This window comes from Streptomyces sp. NPDC058195, assembly GCF_042883525.1.
GTDB lineage: Bacteria > Actinomycetota > Actinomycetes > Streptomycetales > Streptomycetaceae > Streptomyces.
In genome coordinates, this window is the sequence record NZ_JBHVVM010000021.1 from 68,923 (window position 1) to 89,724 (window position 20,802).

Below are 20,802 nucleotides of genomic sequence, written 5' to 3' on the forward strand. Positions count from 1 at the left end.
GCCCGGTCCCGCGCCGCGTGCGACGGCCGGATCAGTCGAAGACCGGGCCCTGGGTGCGGGTCCGCTTGATCTCGTAGAAACCGGGGGTCGACGCGACCAGCAGCGTGCCGTCCCACAGCCTCGCCGCCGCCTCGCCCTTCGGGGCGGGGGTGACGACCGGACCGAAGAAGGCGATCTGCTCCCCGTCCGCGCCGGGGACGGCGATGACCGGGGTGCCGACGTCCTGGCCGACCTTGTCGATGCCCTCCTTGTGGGAGGCGCGCAGCTCGGTGTCGTACACGTCCGAGTCCGCGAACGCGGCCAGCTCGGCGGGCAGGCCCACGTCCTTGAGCGCGCCCGCGATGGCCTCGCGGGTGGCGCCCTCGCCCCGGTTGTGGAAGCGGGTGCCGAGCGCGGTGTAGAGGGGGCCGGTGATGTCGTCGCCGTGCTTCTGCTGGGCGGCGACGACGACGCGGACCGGGGCCCAGGCCGTCTCCAGCAGCTCGCGGTACTCCTCGGGCAGTTCGTCGAGCCGGTCCTCGTTGAGCACGGCCAGGCTCATCACGTGCCAGCGGACCTCGACGTCACGGACCTTCTCCACCTCCAGCATCCAGCGGGACGTCATCCAGGCCCAGGGGCAGAGCGGGTCGAACCAGAAGTCGACGGGGGTCTTGCCGGTCGCGGTCGTGGCCGCCGCGGTGGTGTCGGGCATCGTCTCTCCTCGTAAGCGCGATTCGTCGGCGCGGTTCGCGTGACTCACCGATGCGTCAGCACGATTCGTCAGCGGGGTTCGTCAGGGGATTCGTCAGGGGCAGGAAACGCGATCACATCCGTGCACATCCGTGCACGGAAACGCCGTGCAGCGCGCCGGGCATTCCCATGGACCGGCCCCAGTACGGGCATGGGAGGATCAAAGTATTCCAACGTGACACAAAGGAGTGTGCCCGTGCCCGGTGAGAACCTGTCCCGTGACGAGGCCCGCGAGCGGGCCGAGCTGCTGAGCGTCGACGGCTACGAGGTCGAGCTCGATCTGCGTTCCGCCGTCGGCGGTCCCGACGGGGAAGGGGACGCTGCCGGTCCGCTCACCTTCCGTTCGGTGACGACGATCCGGTTCCGCAACGCGCGCGCGGGAGCCTCGACCTTCGCGGACCTGGTGGCGCCGTCCGTGAACGCCGTGACGCTGAACGGGCGGGCGCTCGACCCGGCGGCCGTCTTCGACGGCACGCGGGTGGCGCTGGAGGAGCTGCCCGAGGGCGAGAACACCCTGGTGGTCGACGCGCAGTGCGCGTACAGCCGGACCGGCGAGGGGATGCACCGCTTCGTCGACCCGGAGGACGGCGAGGTCTACCTCTACACGCAGTACGAGCCGGCCGACGCCCGGCGCGTCTTCACCAACTTCGAGCAGCCCGACCTCAAGGCCCCCTACCGCTTCCGGGTGGCGGCGCCGGAGGGCTGGGCGGTCTGGAGCAACGGGGCCGAGGAGTCCCGGGAGGGCGCGGTCCGGCACTTCGCCGAGACGGAGCCGATCTCCACGTACATCACGGCGGTCGTCGCCGGTCCGTACCACTACGTGACGGACTCCTACCGCCGTACGTTCGAGGACGGCACCACGCTGGAGATCCCGCTCGGCGCGATGTGCCGCAAGGGCCTGGCCCGCCACTTCGACGCGGACGACGTCTTCCTGATCACCAAGCAGGGCCTGGACTTCTTCCACGACAACTTCGACTACCCGTACCCGTTCGGGAAGTACGACCAGGCCTTCGTGCCGGAGTACAACCTGGGCGCGATGGAGAACCCGGGCCTCGTCACCTTCCGCGAGGAATACATCTTCCGCGGCAAGGTGACGCGGGCGGCGTACGAGAGCCGGGCCAACGTCATCCTGCACGAGATGGCGCACATGTGGTTCGGCGACCTCGTCACCATGCAGTGGTGGGACGACCTGTGGCTGAAGGAGTCCTTCGCCGACTTCATGGGCGCGTTCTCCATGGTGGAGTCGACGCGCTTCAAGGACGGCTGGGTCACCTTCGCCAACAACCGCAAGTCCTGGGCGTACCGCGCCGACCAGCTGCCGTCCACCCACCCGATCACGGCCGACATCCGTGACCTGGAGGACGCCAAGCTCAACTTCGACGGCATCACCTACGCCAAGGGCGCCTCGGTGCTGAAGCAGCTGGTGGCGTACGTGGGGCGGGACGCGTTCCTGGAGGGCGCCCGGCGCTACTTCAAGAAGCACGCCTACGGCAACACCCAGCTGGGCGACCTGCTGTCCGTGCTGGCCGAGACCTCCGGCCGGGACATGACCTCCTGGTCCCGGGCCTGGCTCCAGACCGCGGGCGTCAATTCGCTGACCCCGGTCGTGACGTACGACGCCGCGGACCGGATCACGGAGCTGGCGGTCCTCCAGGAGGCGGCCGAGTCCCACCCGGAGCTCCGGCCGCACCGGGTCGCGGTCGGGCTGTACCGCCGCGCCGTCGACGGGAACCTGGTGCGGTACGCGCGCGCCGAGGCGGACGTGGCGGGGCCGCGTACGGTGATCGGGGAGCTGACGGGGGCCGAGCGGCCCGAACTGATCCTGGTCAACGACGACGACCTCACGTACTGCAAGGTCCGCTTCGACGAGGCGTCGCTGGCCACGCTGCGCGAGCACCTGGGCGACATCACGGACCCGCTCGCCCGAGCGCTGTGCTGGTCGGCGCTGTGGAACCTGACCCGGGACGGGCTGATGCCGGCCCGCGACTTCGTCGCGCTGGTGCTGGCCTTCGCCGGGCGGGAGTCCGACATCGGGGTGCTCCAGATGCTGCACACCTGGACCCAGACCGCGCTGGTGCGGTACGCGGCGCCCGAGTGGCGCGAGGAGGGCGGCCGGACGCTGTCCGAGGGTGCGCTGCGGGAGCTGCGGATCGCCGAGCCGGGCAGCGAGCACCAGCTGGCGTGGGCGCGGTTCTTCGCGTCGGCCGCCGACTCGGACGCGGACTTCCAGCTGCTGACCGGGCTGCTGGACGGCACGGCCCGGATCGACGGACTGGACGTCGACCAGGAGCTGCGGTGGGCGTTCCTGTCCCCGCTGGCCGCGCACGGGGTGGCCGACGCGTCGGTGATCGCGGCCGAGCTGGCGCGCGACGACACCGCGTCCGGTGAGCGGCACCAGGTGCGGTGCCTGGCCTCGCGGCCCTCCGCCGACGTCAAGGCGGCGGCCTGGGCGGACGTCGTGGAGTCGTCGGCGCTGTCCAACGCGCTGGTGGAGGCGACGATCGCGGGCTTCGGGCAGTCCTCGCAGCGGGAGCTGCTGGCGCCGTACGCGAGCCGGTACTTCGAGGCGATCGAGCGGGTCTGGGCCGATCGGTCGATCCAGATCGGGATGGCCGTGGTGCGGGGCCTGTTCCCGGCGCTCCAGGACGACCCGTCGACGCTGGAGGCGACGGACGCGTGGCTCACCGCCCACGCGGACGCCGCTCCGGCGCTGCGCAGGCTGGTGCTGGAGGCGCGGGACGACCTGGCGCGGGCGCTGCGGGCGCAGTCCTGCGACGCGGCGGCCGGGGCCTGATCCCTCGGAGGGGGTGCGCCGGGGCCGGACGGTCCCGGCGCACCCCCTCCCCCGTCCGCGCGCCGTACGGTCCCGGCGCACCCTCACCCCCGTCCGCTCGCCCCCTCCCCTGTCCGCGCGCCGTACGCCCCGGCGCGCGTGCTGCTCCGTACGTCCCCGGCGCACGCCCCGGCCTGTCATCGGCCGGGCGGCCGGGGCTGAGGACGGGGTTGTCCTGAGTCGTCGACGAGCCTGTAACAGGGGTTAGCGCCGCGGCGCCGTGCGGGATACCCCGGAGCATGACCCAGAACACCCCGCTCTCCCCCGGTCACGCCCGCGCCACCGGCGAGGCACGCCGCGACGTGCTGTCCGCCGCGCAGTTGAGGGCACGGGGCGTGTCCGCCTCGACGGCCGCCGCCCGCTGCCGGACCGGCGGGCCGTGGCAGCAGCCCCTGCCCGGTGTGTACGTCCTGCACCCAGACCCCCTCGGCGGCGAGGAACTGCTGCGCTCCGCCCTGCTGTACGCCGGCCGGCCCCCGGCCTCCTCCTCCCGCCCGCAGCCGGAGTCCGGGTACGGCGAGGCGGTGCTCACCGGTCTCGCCGCGCTCGCCCTGCACGGCTTCGCCACCGCGCCGCCGCCCGGGTCGGCCGCCAGCATCGACGTCCTGGTGCCGCGCACCCGGCGGCTGCGCTCGGTCGGGTACGTACGGCTGGTGCGCTCCCGCGCCGTGCGGCGGGCCGAGCGGCTGCGCGGGCTGCCGGTCGCCCCGGTGGAGCGGGCGCTCGCGGACGCGGTCGCCGGGCTCACCGACCCCCTGGCCGTACGCGGGCTGATGATCGAGGCGGTCCGCGGCGGGCACTGCGAACCGGGCGTCCTGGTACGTGAGTTGAGGCGCGCCAGGCTGCTGGAGCGGCCCCAGGTGGTGCGGGCCGTCGGTTCCCTCCTGGCCGAGGGGCGGGCGCTGGCGGAGGGCAGGCTGTACGCGATGGTGCGGGAACACGGGCTGCCGGAGCCGCTGTGGAACGTGGAGCTGCGCCTGCCCGGCGGGCCCGCGCTCGGCGGGGTGGACGCGTACTGGCCGCAGCAGGCGGTGGCCGTGCAGCTCGACGCCGCGGCGCACCAGGACCCGGTGTCCCCGCACGGGGCCGCGGCGGGCGCGCGGGCCGCGGAGCGCGAGCATCTGGAGCGGCTCGGCGTCACCGTCGTCCGCCTCTCCCCGGCCGCACCGCGCGGGGCGGACCGGGAGCGGGCGATCGTGGTGCGCACGGCGCTGATGGCGGCGGCCGACCGCGAACCGGCCGCTCTCCTGACGGTCCTCCCCCGCTGACTCTGGCAACGCGGGCCACAGGCGCCGCATATTCACCATTTGTTCCCGATGGCGCATCAGCACCGTTGGCGGAAGGCCGCCATGGCATCATCTGACCCCCTCCAACTCTCCACAAACCCCTGCCATCTACGAAAGGGTGAGCGGTCATCCGGTACCGAATTCCGGACTCTCTCTTTCCGAACCAGGGATGCTGATGACCTCCGAAGCCCCCCGCTCCATATCCGGGGCGAGACGCACGGCCCGCGTCGTCGCGGCCGCCGGCCTGGTGGCCGCACTGGCCGCCACCGGTGCCGCCCCCGTCTTCGCCGCCGACAACGCCGACCCCGCTCCCGTCAAGTCCGCGGCCAAGGGCACCGTGGCCGACAAGCTGGGCAGCCACGACGAGCAGCTTCTGGCCAAGGCCAAGGCCAAGGGCCAGAAGAACATCACGATGATGGTCGCCACCGCCCCCGGAGCGACCGCGCAGGTCGCCAGGCAGCTGGACGCCGTCAAGGGCTCCGTGCTGGGACGCGCGTACGACAAGCTCGGCTACGTACGGGCCACCGTGCCCACCGCGACCGCCGACGCCACCATCAAGGCGGCCTCCAGGCTGTCGTCCGTCCAGGGCATCGATCTCAAGCAGGAGATCAAGCTGGACGACCCGACTCCCGCCGCCGACCGGGCGGCCGGTGCCAAGTCCTCCGCCAAGGCGACCGGTTCGTACCCGGCACCCGGCAAGAAGACCCCGGCGAAGAACCCGTACAACCCGTCCTTCGAGACGGGCGCGGTCGACTTCGTCCAGCAGCACCCGAAGGCCGACGGCCGCGGGGTGACCATCGGCATCCTCGACTCGGGTGTCGACCTGGGCCACCCGGCGCTGCAGAAGACCACCACCGGCGAGCGCAAGATCGTCGACTGGGTGACCGCGACCGACCCGGTCAGCGACGGTGACGGCACCTGGCTGCGGATGACGGACGCCGTGTCCGGCCCGGTGTTCACCTACAAGGGCCGTACGTACAAGGCCCCCGAGGGCGACTTCCGGATCAAGCTGTTCGCCGAGGCCGCCACCAGGGGCGGCGACATGGCGGGCGACCTGAACCGCGACGGCGACACCACCGACGTCTGGGCCGTGCTCTACGACCCGGTCACCGGCGCCACCCGCGTCGACCTGAACGACAACGCGGACTTCTCCGACGACGCCTCGCTGAAGCCGTACAAGGAGAAGCACCAGGTCTCCTACTTCGGCAAGGACGACCCGCGGACCGATGTCGCCGAGCGCGTCCCGTTCGTCGTCGAGAACCGCAAGAACGTCGTCTACAACGCCGCCGGTGACACCTCCGACTACGTCAACATCGGGGTCATCGAGAGCGAGCACGGCACCCACGTCGCGGGCATCACCGCCGCGAACAGCCTGTTCGGCGGCAAGATGAACGGTGCCGCGCCGGGCGCGAAGATCGTCTCCTCGCGTGCCTGCACCTGGGACGGCGGCTGCACCAACATCGCGCTCACCGAGGGCATGATCGACCTCGTCGTGAACCGCGGCGTCGACGTCGTCAACATGTCGATCGGCGGCCTGCCGCCGCTGAACGACGGCAACAACGCCCGTGCGGAGCTGTACAAGCGGCTCATCGACATGTACGGCGTCCAGCTGGTCATCTCGGCCGGCAACGACGGTCCGGGCCTCAACACCATCGGTGACCCCGGCCTCGCCGACCACGTCATCTCCGTCGGCGCGTCCATCTCCAAGGAGACCTGGGCCGCCAACTACGGCTCGAACGTCACCAAGAAGTACGACATGATGCCGTTCTCCTCGCGCGGTCCGCGTGAGGACGGCGGCTTCGCGCCGATCCTGACCGCCCCCGGTGCGGCCATCAACACCACCCAGACCTGGCTGCCCGGCGGCCCGGTCAAGGAGTCGGGCTACGAGCTGCCCGCCGGTTACTCCATGCTGCAGGGCACCTCGATGGCCTCGCCGCAGGCCGCCGGTGCGACCGCGCTGCTGCTGTCCGCCGCGAAGCAGAAGCACATCGAGCTGCCCCCGGCCGACCTGCGCACCGCGCTGACCAGCACCGCCACCCACATCAAGGACGTGCCCGCGCACGCCCAGGGCTCCGGTCTGATCGACATCGTCGGCGCCTGGAAGCAGATCCAGAAGCAGGGCACCCCGGCGCACGAGTACGCGGTGAAGGCCCCGGTCGACACCGCGATCGACTTCGCGCTCAAGACCCCCGGCTTCGGCACCGGCCTGTACGACCGCGAGGGCGGCCTGAAGGCCGGCCAGAAGAAGTCGTACGACGTCACCATCACCCGCACCACGGGCCCGGACAAGGCCGTGAAGCACAAGCTGGCGTGGAAGAACAACGACGGCACCTTCAAGCTGCTCGGCTCGAAGAACGTCTCCCTGCCGCTCGGCGAGCCCGTCACCGTCAAGGTGCAGGCCCAGCCGCGCAGCATGGGCGCGCACAGCGCGATCCTGACGGTGGACGACAGCAAGACCGTCGGCGTGGACCAGCAGATCCTCACCACGGTGGTCGTCTCCGACGAGCTGGTGAAGCCCACCTACGCGCTCAAGGCGTCCGGATCGGTGCAGCGCAACAGCAGCACGTCGTACTTCGTGACCGTGCCGGAGGGCGCCAAGACCCTTGAGGTCGCCATGAGCGCGCTGCGCTCGGGCAGCCAGACCCGGTTCATCTCCATCCACCCGTACGGTGTGGCGGTGGAGGACAGCGCCACGATCTACTGCTACCCGAACTACGAGAACCCGGCCAACACCTGCCGTCCGGACGTGCGCTCCTACAAGGACCCGCAGCCGGGCGTCTGGGAGATCGAGGTCGAGGCACGGCGTACCTCGCCGCTGCTGGACAACCCGTACAAGCTGGACGTCTCGCTGCTCGGTGCCACCTTCGACCCGGCGGTGAAGACCATCGCCGAGGCGAAGATCGGTACGCCGACCGCGGTGGACTGGACGGTCACCAACAACTCCGGCGACCTGAAGGGCAGCCTGAAGGGCGGCTCGCTGGGCTCCGCCAACGTCCAGAAGCCGTCGATCAAGACGGGCGACGAGCAGGAGTTCACCGTCACCGTCGGTGAGGGCGTGGAGAAGCTGGACGTCGCCATCGGCGGCACCGCGGACGCCAACGCCGACCTGGACCTGTACGTCTACCTGGGCGACACGGAGGTCGGGAAGTCGACCACCGCGGGCTCCGAGGAGACGGTCAGCCTGACCAAGCCCGCCGCGGGCACGTACACCGTCCTGATCGACGGCTACGACGTCCCGGCCGGCACCACCACGTACAACTACCGCGACGTGTACTACGCGCCGTCGCTCGGCACGATCAAGGTCGACGAGTCGAAGGCCGTGGACCTGGCCAACGGCGCCTCGGCGAAGATCGGCGCCGAGGTCGTGGCCGCCGGAGCGGCTCCCGAGGGCCGTCAGCTCTTCGGCGAGGTGCACCTGGTGAACAGCCGCGGCACCGCCGCGGGCACCGGCAGCGTGGTGATCGAGAAGGTCGCTCCGTAGCGACCGGCGTGTGATCCGTACGACATGTACGACGGTGGGGCGGGCGCTCGGCAGAGCTCCCGCCCCACCTCTGTGTACCCGGGCAGGCGGGTGCTGTCCGAACCCCGGACAATGGACTGGACAAGAAAGCCGTCGTCACACGCATCATGGATGCGGCAACCGTGTCAGTTCGTACGCTCGGAGGAGTTCCTGTGAAGGTCGGAATCGTCGGCGCCACCGGTCAGGTCGGCACAGTCATGCTCAGGATCCTGGCCGAGCGGAAGTTCCCGGCCGACGAACTGCGGCTCTTCGCCTCGGCGCGCTCGGCGGGCTCCACGATCGAGTGGGAGGGCCGGGAGATCACCATCGAGGACGCCTCGGCGGCCGACTACACCGGTCTGGACATCGTGCTGTTCTCGGCCGGTGGAGCGACGTCGAAGGCGCTCGCCGAGAAGGTCGCCGGGCAGGGCGCCGTGGTGATCGACAACTCCTCCGCCTGGCGCATGGACCCCGAGGTCCCGCTCGTGGTCTCCGAGGTCAACGCGCACGCGATCGCCAACCGGCCCAAGGGCATCATCGCCAACCCGAACTGCACCACGATGGCCGCCATGCCCGTCCTGCGCCCGCTGCACGGCGAGGCCGGTCTGCGGACGCTGACCGTCGCCACCTACCAGGCGGTGTCCGGTTCCGGTCTGGCCGGGGTCGCCGAGCTGCACGGCCAGGCGTCCGCGGTCGTCGCCGAGGCCGAGCGGCTCACCCACGACGGCGGGGCGGTCGACTTCCCCGAGCCGGGCGTCTACCGGCGTCCGATCGCCTTCAACGTGCTGCCGCTGGCCGGTTCGATCGTGGACGACGGCTCCTTCGAGACCGACGAGGAGCAGAAGCTCCGCAACGAGTCCCGCAAGATCCTGGAGATCCCGGAGCTGCGGGTGTCCGGCACCTGCGTCCGGGTGCCGGTCTTCTCCGGCCACTCCCTCCAGGTCAACGCGGGCTTCGAGCGCCCGGTCAGCGTGGAGCGGGCGTACGAGCTGCTGAAGGACGCGCCGGGCGTCGAGCTCTCCGAGATCCCGACCCCCCTCCAGGCGGCCGGGCAGGACGCCTCGTACGTCGGGCGCGTCCGGGTCGACGAGACGCTGGAGCACGGTCTCGCGCTCTTCGTCTCCAACGACAACCTGCGCAAGGGCGCGGCGCTGAACGCGGTGCAGATCGCGGAACTGGTCGCGGACGAGCTGAAGGGCTGACCGCCGCCGCACCGGGCGGCGGAAGGCGTGGAAGAGGGCGGCACCCACCGGGTGTCCGCCCTCTTCCATGCCCTCTTCCATGCCCTCTTCCATGCCCTCCACCGTCCGGGCACCTGGCATGGAAGGATGAACGGAAACGTCACAGACCAAGGAGATGACCGCGTGCCTGGCACCAATCTGACCCGCGAAGAGGCACAGGAGCGGGCGCGCCTGCTGACCGTGGACGCGTACGAGATCGACCTCGACCTCTCCGGGGCGCAGGAGGGCGGGACCTACCGGTCCGTCACCGTCGTGCGCTTCGACTCCGCCGAAGCCGGTGCCGAGACCTTCATCGACCTCGTCGCCCCCGCCGTGCACGAGGTCGAGCTGAACGGCAAGGCGCTGGACGTCGCCGCCGTCTTCCGCGACTCGCGCATCGCTCTGCCCCACCTGGCCGCGGGCTCCAACGAGCTGAAGGTCGTCGCCGACTGCGCGTACACCAACACCGGCGAGGGCCTGCACCGCTTCGTCGACCCGGTCGACCAGCAGGCGTACCTGTACACCCAGTTCGAGGTGCCGGATGCCCGCCGGGTCTTCGCGAGCTTCGAGCAGCCTGACCTGAAGGCGACGTTCCGCTTCACCGTGACGGCCCCCGAGGGCTGGACCGTCATCTCGAACTCGCCGACCCCCGAGCCGCGCGACAACGTCTGGTCCTTCGAGCCGACCCCGCGCATCTCGTCGTACATCACGGCCCTGATCGTCGGCCCGTACCACGCGGTGCACAGCAGCTACGAGAAGGACGGCCGCACCGTCCCCCTCGGCATCTACTGCCGTCCGTCGCTGGCCGAGTTCCTCGACGCGGACGACATCTTCGACGTGACCCGGCAGGGCTTCGACTGGTTCCAGGAGAAGTTCGACTACGCCTACCCGTTCGCCAAGTACGACCAGCTCTTCGTCCCGGAGTTCAACGCCGGGGCGATGGAGAACGCGGGCGCGGTCACCATCCGCGACCAGTACGTGTTCCGGTCGAAGGTGACGGACGCGGCGTACGAGCGGCGTGCCGAGACCATCCTGCACGAGCTGGCGCACATGTGGTTCGGCGACCTGGTCACCATGGAGTGGTGGAACGACCTGTGGCTGAACGAGTCGTTCGCCACGTACACCTCGGTCGCCTGCCAGGCGTACGCGGAGGGCTCGAAGTGGCCGAACGCGTGGACCACCTTCGCCAACTCCGAGAAGACCTGGGCCTACCGCCAGGACCAGCTGCCCTCCACGCACCCGATCATGGCGGACATCCGTGACCTGGACGACGTGCTGGTCAACTTCGACGGCATCACCTACGCCAAGGGCGCCTCGGTCCTGAAGCAGCTGGTGGCGTACGTCGGCATGGACGCGTTCTTCCAGGGCGTCCAGGCGTACTTCAAGGCGCACGCCTTCGGCAACACCCAGCTGTCGGACCTGCTGGGCGCGCTGGAGAAGACCTCCGGCCGCGACCTGAAGACCTGGTCGAAGGCGTGGCTGGAGACGGCGGGCATCAACATCCTGCGCCCGGAGGTCACCACGGACGGGAACGGTCACGTCACCTCGTTCACCGTGCTCCAGGAGGCCCCGGCGCTTCCGGCCGGCGCGAAGGGCGAGGCCACGCTGCGCCCGCACCGCATCGCGATCGGCTGCTACGACCTCGACGCGAGCGGCAAGCTGGTCCGTACGGACCGGATCGAGCTGGACGTCGACGGCGAGCGCACCGAGGTCCCGTTCCCGGCCGGTACCGCCCGCCCGGCCGTGATCCTGCTCAACGACGACGACCTCTCGTACGCGAAGGTCCGGCTCGACGCGGAGTCGCTGGCCGTGGTGACCGAGCACCTGGGCGACTTCACCGAGTCCCTCCCCCGTGCCCTGTGCTGGGCCTCCGCCTGGGACATGACGCGGGACGGCGAGCTGCCCACCCGCGACTACCTCGCCCTGGTGCTGTCCGGCATCGGCAAGGAGACGGACATCGGCGTCGTCCAGTCGCTGCACCGCCAGGTGAAGCTGGCGCTGGACCTGTACGCGGCGCCGGAGTGGCGCGAGGCCGGGCTGACGCGGTGGACCGAGGCGACGCTGGCGCACCTGCGCGCGGCCGAGCCGGGCAGCGACCACCAGCTGGCCTGGGCCCGTGCCTTCGCGGAGACCGCCCGTACCCCGCAGCAGACGGACCTGCTGCAGTCGCTGCTCGACGGCAAGGAGAGCATCGAGGGCCTGGCCGTCGACACGGAACTGCGCTGGGCGTTCGTGGAGCGGCTCGCCGCGGCCGGTCTCCTGGAGGAGGACGAGATCGCCGCCGAGTACGAGCGCGACCGGACGGCGGCGGGTGAGCGCCACGCGGCGACCGCCCGTGCGGCCCGCCCGACCGAGGCGGCGAAGGCGGAGGCCTGGGCCTCGGTCGTCGAGTCCGACACGCTGCCGAACTCCCTCCAGGAGGCGGTCATCGCGGGCTTCGTCCAGACCGACCAGCGCGAGCTGCTGGCCCCGTACACGGAGAAGTTCTTCGGTTCGGTCAAGGGCGTGTGGGAGTCGCGGAGCCACGAGATGGCGCAGCAGGTCGCCATCGGCCTCTACCCGGCGCTCCAGGTCTCCGAGGCCACGCTGGAGGCCACCGACGCCTGGCTCGCTTCGGCGGAGCCGGGTGCGGCGCTGCGGCGGCTGGTGCTGGAGTCCCGTTCCGGCGTCGAGCGCGCCCTGCGGGCACGGGCCGCGGACGCGGCGGCGGCCACGGCGTGATGTAGCGGCCGTACGGCGGTGAGGGGCGCTCCCCGGCGTGACGGGGAGCGCCCCTTCCCGTAGGACGCGCGGCGTGCTCCGGGTGGTGGAATCCGCCCGTGGGGCGGGCGCCGCGGCGCGGCCGTCCGACGGGCGGGTGTACGTCGGCCCCGGCCCGGACGCGGGGTGTTACGCGCTCGCCCGCTCGTAGCGCTCGGCCAGTTCGGCGGCGCCGGTCTCGGTCAGGGCGCCGTGCAGGCGCATCCGGGCGACCCCGCCGTCCGGGAAGGCGTCGAGCCGGACGTGGGTGACGACCGCCTGGGCGCGGAGCGGGAAGCGGTGCGGGGTGTCGGGCTGGAGCCGGGTGCGGGGGATGATCTCGAACCACTCGCCGGTCTCGCCGTTGCGGCCCTGGAGGGCGATCCAGCCGGCCGCGTTGCCCTTGAGGTAGGCCGTGTCGATCTCGACGGCGCGGACCGCACCCTGGGCGGGGAGGCGGAAGCGGACCCAGTCGTTGGTGTCGCGGACCCGGCGGCGGCGGTTCTCCCAGCCGTCGTCCATCTTGCGGGAGGTGCCCGGCAGGATGATCTGGGTGGGCGAGGAGTAGAAGCGGTCCGAGGCGTCCTCGTAGCTGCCGCCGTTGAGGACCGAGATCAGGTCGTAGGTGCCGAGCGCGGCGAGCCAGGACGGGTCGGGCAGGACCTCTCCGTGCACGCGGAGGCGGGCGATGCCGCCGTCGGGGTGCTGGCACAGCCGCAGGTGGGTGAAGCGACGGCCGCTGGTGATCTCGAAGCCGTTGGCGGCGTGGCCGCGTACGGGGGTGGGCGGGATGATCTCCTCCCACTTCACGTCGTCGGCGAGGAGTCCGGCGGGGCTGGGCGAGCCCTCGACGGCGGTGGCCTGGACCGAGACGCGCTGCGGGTAGTTGCCGCGGAAGTGGGCCGTGTCGACGACGATGCCGCGGATGACGCCGGGGGCGCCGAGCCGGATCAGGGCCCAGTCGTGCTCGCCGGGCCCGGGGAACGGGTGCTCCGCGTCCGCGCCGCGTCGGCGGCGGGTCTCCCAGCCGTCCATGATCTTGCCCTTGTGGCCGAAGCGCTCGGGGTCGAAGACCGCGCGCTCCCGGATCAGGAGGTTCTCGCGCTGGGCGAAGAACTCGTCGTTGGCGGCGATCACGCCCGCGCCGAGGCGGCGGTCGGCGAGGTCGACGAGTTCGGTGAAGGGCAGGTCCGTGCCGCGGTAGTCGGCGTACGGGTCACCACCGCCGTACGGGGCCGCGTCGTTGGCGTGGGGGTCGTCGTGGCGGGTCTCGTTCTCGTCGAAGGTCATGCCCCCACTGTCGCGGCGAAGGACCCATCAGGTCCATCGAATGTTTTTGCATCGTCTATTCAGCAGAAGTGAACGATGCGGCGGTGGCGGTGAGGGCCGCGAGGACCCTGGCCACCGCGGGGCCCTCCTCGGCGCCCTGCCGTACCGCCGCCACCACATGGCGGCGCGGCTGGTCGGCGTCGAGGACCCGCATCACCACCCCGTCCCGGCCGCGCCGTTCCGCCGAGGCCATGCGCGGGATCAGCGCCACGCCCATGCCCGCCTCGACCATGGCCAGGATGGCCGCCCAGCCGGAGGCGCTGTGCGCCTGCTCGGGTACGAATCCGGCGGCCTCGCAGGCCGCGGTGGTGATCTGCGACCAGGGGCCGGAGCCGCCGTAGATCCACGGGTCGCCGGAGAGGTCCGCCAGGCGGAGGGCGGGCGCGGCGGCCAGCCGGTGGCGCACGGGCAGGGCCACGTCCAGCGGGTCGGAGAGCAGCGGCAGCACCGCGAACCGGGGGTCGTGGGCGGCCGGGGCGTGGGCGGCGAGCGAGAGGGCCAGGTCGGCGTCACCGGCGGCGAGGAGTTCGTACGCCTGCCCGGCCTCCGCCTCCCGCACCCGGACGTCGGGGCCGGGGCGCGGCTCGGCGCGCAGCCGCTGGACCGCCGGGACGACGAGGGCGGGGACGGCCGTGGAGAACGCCGCGATCCGCACCTCACCGGCCTCCCCGCGCAGATAGCCGGTCAGTTCGGCGTCGGCGCGCTCCAGTTGGGCGAAGACGACCTCGGCGTGGCGCAGGACGAGGTGCGCGGCGTCGGTGAGCCGGACGCGTCTGCCCTGGGCCTCCAGGAGCGGCACGCCGAGCTGCCGGGAGAGGCTGGAAAGCTGCTGGGAGACCGCGGAGGGCGTCATCACCAGGGCCTGCGCGGTGGCGGTGACCGTGCCGCGGTCGCGCAGGGTGCGCAGGATGCGGAGCTTCTTGACGTCCCACTCGGTCATGGCCGCCGCCTAGGCACACGTGTGCGCCGCGTGGGGCACGCGGCGCACAGGACGGGGCGTTACGCCTGCTTCTTGGACTTGTCGAGGACCATGACCAGGCCCGTGATGACCAGGAACAGGACGATGGGCGCGACGACGTAGAGGCCGACGGTCTCCATCGCGCTCAGGCCGGGCCCCGGGTCGTCACCGTCGTCGCGGGTGAGCGCGAGCGCGGGGGACGACATGAGCAGCATCATCAGCGTCGTTCCGGCCGCGACGGCGCCGGCGCGCATAGCGTTCTTCTTGTCCACGGTGCAAACGTAGCGAACGCCCGCGAGGGCCGCGCGCCCGGGGGTGCCGTACGGGGCCCGTGACGGGTCACCAGGCGGGGTCACCGAGCGCGGGCCCGGTGCGATCCGGGGTGTCCGGCAGCCGCCCCGGGGCGGCCGTGGGGCGGCGCGGGGCGGAGGCGGGGTGGTCGCGGCGGGGCGCGAAGAGCTCCATCAGCCGGTACGCGCGGGGCGCGGCGGCCAGTTCCTCCAGGGTGACCGGACGGCCCTCGGCGTCGGAGACGGGCAGGCGCCAGTTGGGGTACTGGTCCCAGGTGCCGGGGAGGTTCTGCGGACGGCGGTCGCCCACCGTGTCGGGCAGCCAGACGCCGACCATGCGGGCGGGGGTGCGCAGCAGGTAGCGGTGGAGGGCCCGGACCGCGCCCTCCACGTCGTTCTCGCCCTCGGGGAGCAGGCCGAGCCTCACGAACTGCCCCAGCCATTCGGCGGTGTCCGCCGCGTCGTCCGTCAGCTCCTCGGCGAGGGGACGGGTGAGCAGGCCGAGGCGGTGGCGCAGGGCCACGTGCTCGCCGGTGAGCCGGGCGGCGGTGGGCGGCAGATCGTGCGTGGTGGCGGTGGCGAGGCAGTCCTCGCGCCACTCCTCCGGGGCCAGCGGGCGGCCGGTGCCCGTCCAGTCGCGTTCGAACCAGAGGACGGAGGTGCCGAGCACCCCGCGCCGGGCCAGCGCCTCGCGGACGCCCGGCTCGACGGTGCCGAGGTCCTCACCGAGGACGGCCGCACCGGCCCGGTGCGCCTCCAGGACCAGGACGGCGAGCATCGCCTCGCCGTCGTAGGCGACGTAGGCGCCCTCGGCGGGCGGGCTCCCCTCGGGCACCCACCAGAGCCGGAACAGGCCCATCACATGGTCGATGCGCAGGGCACCGGCGTGGGCGAGGAGCCCGCGCAGCAGTCCGCGGTACGGGGCGTAGCCGGAGGCGGCGAGGACGTCGGGGCGCCACGGGGGCAGGCCCCAGTCCTGGCCGCGGGCGTTGAAGGCGTCGGGCGGGGCGCCGACGGACATGCCGGGGGCGAGGGCGTCCTGCTGGGCCCAGGCGTCGGCGCCGCCGGGGTGCGCGCCGACGGCGAGGTCGTGGACGATGCCTAGGGACATGCCCGCGTCGAGGGCGGCGCGCTGGGCGTCGGCGAGCTGGCCGTCGGTCAGCCAGGCGAGCCAGGAGTGGAAGTCGACCCGGTCCAGCAGTTCACCGCGGGCGCGGGCGGTCTGCGGCGAGCGCGGGTCGCGCAGCCCGGCGGGCCAGCGGTGCCAGTCGGGGCCGTGCGTCTCGGCGAGGGCGCACCACAGGGCGTGGTCCTCCAGGGCCTGTCCCTGTTCGGCCAGGAAGTCGCAGTAGGCGGCGCGGCGGCCGGGGGTGAGGGGCACCTGGCGCAGGATGTCGAGCGCCTGGCGCTTGAGGTCCCGGACGGCGTCGCGGTCGATCAGGGCGCCCTTGTTGAGGACGGTGTCGCTGAGCGCGGCGGCGCTCTGGCGCAGGTCTTCCAGGACGCTCCGGTCCGCGGCGTGGCCGTATTCGGGGACGGACTCGATGCGCAGGTGCACCGGGTCGGGGAAGCGCCGCGAGGACGGGCGGTACGGGGAGGGATCGGTGGGGCGGTCCGGTACGGCGGCGTGCAGCGGGTTGACCTGGACGAAGCCCGCGCCGAGGGCCCGCCCCGACCAGGCGGCGAGGTCGGCCAGGTCCCCGAGGTCGCCCATGCCCCAGGAGCGGGCGGAGAGCAGGGAGTAGAGCTGGACGAGGAAGCCGTGGCCGCGCCGGGGCGGGCGGGGCGCGGCGGGCGGGGCGACGACGAGCACGGCGTCCGCGCTCCGGCCGCCGGGGGCCCGGACGGCCAGCCGGTGCACCCCGAGCGGCGGCTGAGTCCACCAGGCGGGCGGCGCCGTCTCCGCCGCCCCGGTGGCTCCCCGCGCCGGACCGGCCGCGACGCGCATCGGCGGCGCCTGGCCGCCGCCCTCAAGGCCGATCTCCAGTGTGGTGCCGGGTGGCAGGGCGGTCAGTGCCCCGGGCAGCGGCTCCCCGGCCCACACCACGACCGTTCCCGGGAGCAGCCGGGAGCGGGCGGCGGACTCGGCGGCGGCGAGCGCGTCCCGGACCGCTCGGGGCGTGGTGGCGTCCACCCCGAGCGCGCCGAGCACGGCGACGACGGTGGCGTCGGGGACGGGTGTCCCCGCGCCGGTGGACGGGGCGGAGGTGGCGACACCGTGCAGGGCGGCGAGCCGGGACAGGCTCATTCAGACTCCTGGGAACTCCGGTCCCCCTGCACCGCCCGCCGCGACCGGTTCGCTGGTCAGCGGGGCGTTCACGGCGAGTGGGGGTTCGCTGGTCAGATGCGTCGCGTCGGCGAGCGGGGGCTCGCTAGTGAGGGGTATCGCGTCGGCCAGCGGCGGTTCGCTGGTCAGAGGGCCGGACGGCGGGGCGGCGGGAGCGGGCACCTGGGAGAGGAGGGCGGGGAGCGGGTGCTTCACGACTGCGGGCATGGCGGCCTCCTGGCCGTGGGAATCGGGACACACACGGGACACGCGAGATCACACGGGGCACTGCGGACCCGCCCACGACCCCGGTCGCGGACGTAGGCGCCAGCACAACGAATTCAACGTGCTCCGGGTCACATTCCGTTCCTCCCGGGCCCGTTCTCCGTAAGTCGTCCGCCGTTTTCGGCCATCCGGCGTCATATTTCGCGGGTGCGGCCCGGGGCCGCGCCCCCGCATCCGGCGCTCCGCGCCCCGTCCCCGCGTCCCCGCACCCCGCCCCACCTGCCGCAACGGTCATTCCCGGCACACCGCCCACGCGCATTGACACCCTCGCCCCCGGGTGGTGGGCTCGAAGCCCACCGGTGCACAGCGGGAAGAGGGAGACGGGCGATGCGGCTCAGGCGCGGAAAGCAGGCGGCGGCCATCGCGGTCGCCGTGCTCGGCGGGCTCCTCTCCACGGGGACGCAGGCCGTCGCCGCCCCTGCGGGCCCCGGCTCCCCCGCCCTGAGCGCCCACGACCGCACGGACGACGGCACGCTGCCCTCCGTGTGGCCCCGGCCGCAGTCCCTCGTGTCCGCCGGTCCGTCCGTCGCGCTGAGCACCGAGGTCACGCTGGTGACCGGTGCGGGGGCCGATCCGTACGCGGTCGACGCGCTGCGGACGGTCCTGCGGGACGCGGGCGTGCGCACCGTCCACGAGGCCCTGCCCGGCCGCGGCCCGGTCATCCGGCTCGGCGGCGAGGGCGCCCGGGACGCGCTGCGCGCCCTGCGCGCCCCCGAGCGCGGCGAGCTGCCTTCCGGGGGCTATCTGGTGTCGGTCGGCCGGGTCGCGGGCCGGGACACCGTCGCGGTGGACGGCTCCGGCGAGGACGGCCTCTTCCACGGCGTGCAGACGCTGCGCCAGCTGGTCCGGGGCGGGAGCGTCGCGGGGGTCGCGGTCCGGGACTGGCCGGGCACCGCCGTACGCGGCATGACCGAGGGCTTCTACGGGCAGCCGTGGACGCTCCAGGAGCGGCTGGCGCAGATCGGCTTCATGGGGCGTACGAAGCAGAACAGGTATCTGTACGCGGCGGGCGACGACCCGTACCGGCAGTCCCGCTGGCGCGATCCGTACCCGGCCGAGCGGCGGGCCGACTTCCGGGCGCTCGCCGCCCGGGCCCGGACCGAGCATGTGACGCTCGGCTGGGCGGTCTCCCCCGGCCAGGCCATGTGCATGTCGTCGGCCGGTGACGTGAAGGCGCTGACGAAGAAGATCGACGCGATGTGGGCGCTGGGCGTACGGGCCTTCCAGCTCCAGTTCCAGGACGTCAGCTACAGCGAGTGGCACTGCGGCGCGGACGCCGGGACCTTCGGCAACGGCCCCGGGGCGGCGGCCCGCGCGCAGGCGCGGGTGGCCGGTGCGGTGGCGCGGCACCTCGCGGAGCGGTACCCGGGCGCGCAGCCGCTGTCGGTGATGCCGACGGAGTTCTACCAGGACGGGGCGACCGCGTACCGCACGGCGCTCGCGCGGGAGCTGGACGAGCGGGTGCAGGTCGCCTGGACCGGGGTGGGGGTCGTCCCGAAGACCATCACCGGCGGGGAGCTGGCCGGGGCCCGTGCCGCGTTCGGGCACCCGCTGGTCACGATGGACAACTACCCGGTCAACGACTACGCCCAGGACCGGATCCTCCTCGGCCCGTACACCGGCCGGGAGCCCGCCGTGGCGACGGGTTCGGCGGCGCTGCTCGCCAACGCGATGGAGCAGCCGTCCGCGTCCCGCATCCCGCTGTTCACCGCCGCCGACTTCGCCTGGAACCCGCGGGGGTACCGGCCGCAGGAGTCCTGGCGGGCGGCGATCGACGATCTGGCGGGCGGCGACGCGCGCGGCCGGGACGCGCTGCGGGCGCTGGCCGGGAACAGCGCGGAGTCGGTGCTGGGCGGCGACGAGTCCGCGTATCTGCGGCCGCTGCTGGAGAGGTTCTGGCGGTCCCGCGCGGGGCACGACACCGGAGCGCGGGACAAGGCGGCGCGCAGGCTGCGGGAGGCGTTCACCGTGATGCGGGAGACCCCGCAGCGGCTGAAGGGCCTGGCGGACGGGCGGCTGGAGGGGGAAGTCGCTCCGTGGTCGGAGCAGTTGTCCCGGTACGGCCGGGCCGGTGAGCTGGCCGTCGATCTGCTCCAGGCGCAGTCGCGGGGCGACGGGGACGCGGCCTGGCGGGCGTCGCTGGCCCTGGAGGCGCCGCGCACGGCGGCGAAGGCGGACGGGGCGACGGTCGGCAAGGGGGTGCTGGGCCCGTTCCTGGACCGGGTGCGCCGGGAGGCGGACGCCTGGACGGGCGCGGACCGGGACGCCGGTACGGTGACGAAGTCCGCGGGCGGCTACACGGTCCGGCTGAACCGGGCCCGCCCGGTGGAGACCGTGACGGCGATGGTGCGGCCCGGCGCGGGCCCGGTGGCGCGGGCGGTGCTGGAGGCCCATGTGCCCGGCGAGGGGTGGCGCCGACTGGGCGCGCTCGCGCCGTCCGGCTGGACCCAGACGGCGGCGAAGGGACTGCGGGCCGACGCGATCCGGATCAGCTGGCCCACGGGCGGCTCCGGGACGCCGCCGCTCCTGTCCAGCACGGTGGCGCCGATGGCCCCGGGCGGTGCGGCCCGCGCCCCCGTACCGGCTCCTGAGGTGCGGGCGCTGGTGCCGTGGTTCGGCGACGAGCCCGCGGCCCGGCTCGACCTCGCGCGCGGCGAGACGGACGCCGAGATCGGCGGCGGGCCGCTGCGGGTCGAGGCGCGCCTGGCCGCCCGTCACCCGGTGGAGGTGCGGGGCTCGCTGGTCGCGAAGGCGCCCAGCGGCATCGAGGTGGACGTGCCGAAGCAGACGCGGGTGCCGCGCGGTTCGCGTACCCATGTGCCGGTGGAGATCACGGTCCCGGCGGGCACCCCGGCCGGGGAGTACGAGGTGCCGTTCAGCTTCGGCGACGAGCGCAGCACGCTCACCGTCCGGGCGTTCCCGCGCACCGCGGGCCCCGATCTGCTGCGCACCGCCACCGCGTCGTCCTCCGCCGACGAGACGTCCGGTTTCCCGGCGTCGGCCGCCGCCGACGGAGATCCGGAGACCCGCTGGTCCTCACCGGCCGAGGACAACTCCTGGTGGCAGGCCGAGCTGCCGAAGACCGCCCGGATCGGACGGGTGGTGCTGCACTGGCAGGACGCGTACGCCGCCCGCTACCGCGTCCAGGTCTCCGCGGACGGCCGCACCTGGCGCACCGCGGCCACCGTCCGGGAGGGCCGGGGCGGGCGCGAGTCGGTGCGGATGGACGCGAAGGACGCCCGCTACCTCCGTGTCCAGGGCGATGCCCGGGGCACCGAGTACGGCTACTCGCTCTGGTCGGTGGAGGCGTACGCCGTTGCCGAGGCGGAGTGACGGACCCGCGTTCCGTACCGCCCCGGGAACGACGA

Annotated in this window: 12 protein-coding genes; 6 read left to right on the forward strand and 6 right to left on the reverse strand. The window is 73.1% G+C overall.

All coding sequences use genetic code 11. From position 1 onward, the window contains the following. Positions 1–31 precede the first annotated feature (31 nt). The gene (locus ACFVWY_RS24635) at positions 32–691 is read right to left on the reverse strand and encodes a DsbA family protein (RefSeq protein WP_389876239.1); all 660 of its coding nucleotides are present in this window, start codon (positions 689–691) and stop codon (positions 32–34) included. 234 nt (positions 692–925) lie between these two features. Between ACFVWY_RS24635 and pepN (ACFVWY_RS24640) the strand changes: the two genes are divergently transcribed. The 5 genes from pepN (ACFVWY_RS24640) (at position 926) to pepN (ACFVWY_RS24660) (ending at position 12,288) form a co-directional block, all read left to right on the forward strand. After that, entirely contained in the window at positions 926–3,523 is a 2,598-nt protein-coding gene (pepN, locus tag ACFVWY_RS24640) for an aminopeptidase N (protein ID WP_389876241.1), read from the forward strand. A gap of 278 nt (positions 3,524–3,801) precedes the next feature. Further along, complete coding sequence (locus ACFVWY_RS24645; protein ID WP_389876244.1) at positions 3,802–4,830, forward strand: hypothetical protein; 1,029 nt, start codon at positions 3,802–3,804, stop codon at positions 4,828–4,830. Positions 4,831–5,017: 187 nt separating this feature from the next. Then, the gene (locus tag ACFVWY_RS24650; RefSeq protein ID WP_389876247.1) at positions 5,018–8,329 is read left to right on the forward strand and encodes a S8 family serine peptidase; all 3,312 of its coding nucleotides are present in this window, start codon (positions 5,018–5,020) and stop codon (positions 8,327–8,329) included. 191 nt (positions 8,330–8,520) lie between these two features. Beyond that, positions 8,521–9,549 carry an aspartate-semialdehyde dehydrogenase gene (locus ACFVWY_RS24655; RefSeq protein ID WP_389876250.1) on the forward strand — a complete coding sequence of 343 codons (1,029 nt, stop codon included), beginning with the start codon at positions 8,521–8,523 and terminating at the stop codon, positions 9,547–9,549. Between the two features lie 162 nt (positions 9,550–9,711). Continuing rightward, positions 9,712–12,288: an aminopeptidase N gene (gene pepN, locus ACFVWY_RS24660; RefSeq protein ID WP_389876252.1), complete on the forward strand. Its 2,577-nt coding sequence runs from the start codon at positions 9,712–9,714 to the stop codon at positions 12,286–12,288. Between the two features lie 168 nt (positions 12,289–12,456). Here pepN (ACFVWY_RS24660) and alc read toward each other — a convergent pair whose 3' ends face one another. The 5 genes from alc to ACFVWY_RS24685 all read right to left on the reverse strand — a co-directional run bounded on the left by alc (position 12,457) and on the right by ACFVWY_RS24685 (position 17,377). Next, positions 12,457–13,596, reverse strand: a complete 1,140-nt coding sequence (gene alc, locus ACFVWY_RS24665; RefSeq protein ID WP_389876254.1) for an allantoicase — start codon at positions 13,594–13,596, stop codon at positions 12,457–12,459. A gap of 55 nt (positions 13,597–13,651) precedes the next feature. After that, positions 13,652–14,575 (reverse strand): LysR substrate-binding domain-containing protein, encoded by a 924-nt coding sequence (locus ACFVWY_RS24670; RefSeq protein ID WP_389876256.1) that lies wholly within the window; start codon positions 14,573–14,575, stop codon positions 13,652–13,654. A 59-nt stretch (positions 14,576–14,634) separates the two neighbouring features. Then, positions 14,635–14,865 (reverse strand): hypothetical protein, encoded by a 231-nt coding sequence (locus ACFVWY_RS24675; protein WP_389876258.1) that lies wholly within the window; start codon positions 14,863–14,865, stop codon positions 14,635–14,637. Between the two features lie 67 nt (positions 14,866–14,932). Beyond that, positions 14,933–17,131, reverse strand: coding sequence for a 4-alpha-glucanotransferase (gene malQ, locus ACFVWY_RS24680; RefSeq protein WP_389876261.1), 2,199 nt, complete (start codon positions 17,129–17,131; stop codon positions 14,933–14,935). After that, positions 17,132–17,377: a hypothetical protein gene (locus ACFVWY_RS24685; protein ID WP_389876264.1), complete on the reverse strand. Its 246-nt coding sequence runs from the start codon at positions 17,375–17,377 to the stop codon at positions 17,132–17,134. Between the two features lie 384 nt (positions 17,378–17,761). Between ACFVWY_RS24685 and ACFVWY_RS24690 the strand changes: the two genes are divergently transcribed. Further along, entirely contained in the window at positions 17,762–20,767 is a 3,006-nt protein-coding gene (locus ACFVWY_RS24690; RefSeq protein ID WP_389876266.1) for a beta-N-acetylglucosaminidase domain-containing protein, read from the forward strand. Positions 20,768–20,802 lie beyond the last annotated feature (35 nt).

Excerpts from the sequence above, each read along its gene's own strand:
- ACFVWY_RS24635 (WP_389876239.1), bottom strand. The coding sequence starts at position 691 with ATGCCCGACACCACCGCGGCGGCCACGACCGCGACCGGCAAGACCCCC.
- ACFVWY_RS24645 (WP_389876244.1), top strand. The coding sequence starts at position 3,802 with ATGACCCAGAACACCCCGCTCTCCCCCGGTCACGCCCGCGCCACCGGC.
- ACFVWY_RS24650 (WP_389876247.1), top strand. The coding sequence starts at position 5,018 with ATGCTGATGACCTCCGAAGCCCCCCGCTCCATATCCGGGGCGAGACGC.
- alc (WP_389876254.1), bottom strand. The coding sequence starts at position 13,596 with ATGACCTTCGACGAGAACGAGACCCGCCACGACGACCCCCACGCCAAC.
- ACFVWY_RS24670 (WP_389876256.1), bottom strand. The coding sequence starts at position 14,575 with ATGACCGAGTGGGACGTCAAGAAGCTCCGCATCCTGCGCACCCTGCGC.
- malQ (WP_389876261.1), bottom strand. The coding sequence starts at position 17,131 with ATGAGCCTGTCCCGGCTCGCCGCCCTGCACGGTGTCGCCACCTCCGCC.
- ACFVWY_RS24685 (WP_389876264.1), bottom strand. The coding sequence starts at position 17,377 with ATGCCCGCAGTCGTGAAGCACCCGCTCCCCGCCCTCCTCTCCCAGGTG.
- ACFVWY_RS24690 (WP_389876266.1), top strand. The coding sequence starts at position 17,762 with ATGCGGCTCAGGCGCGGAAAGCAGGCGGCGGCCATCGCGGTCGCCGTG.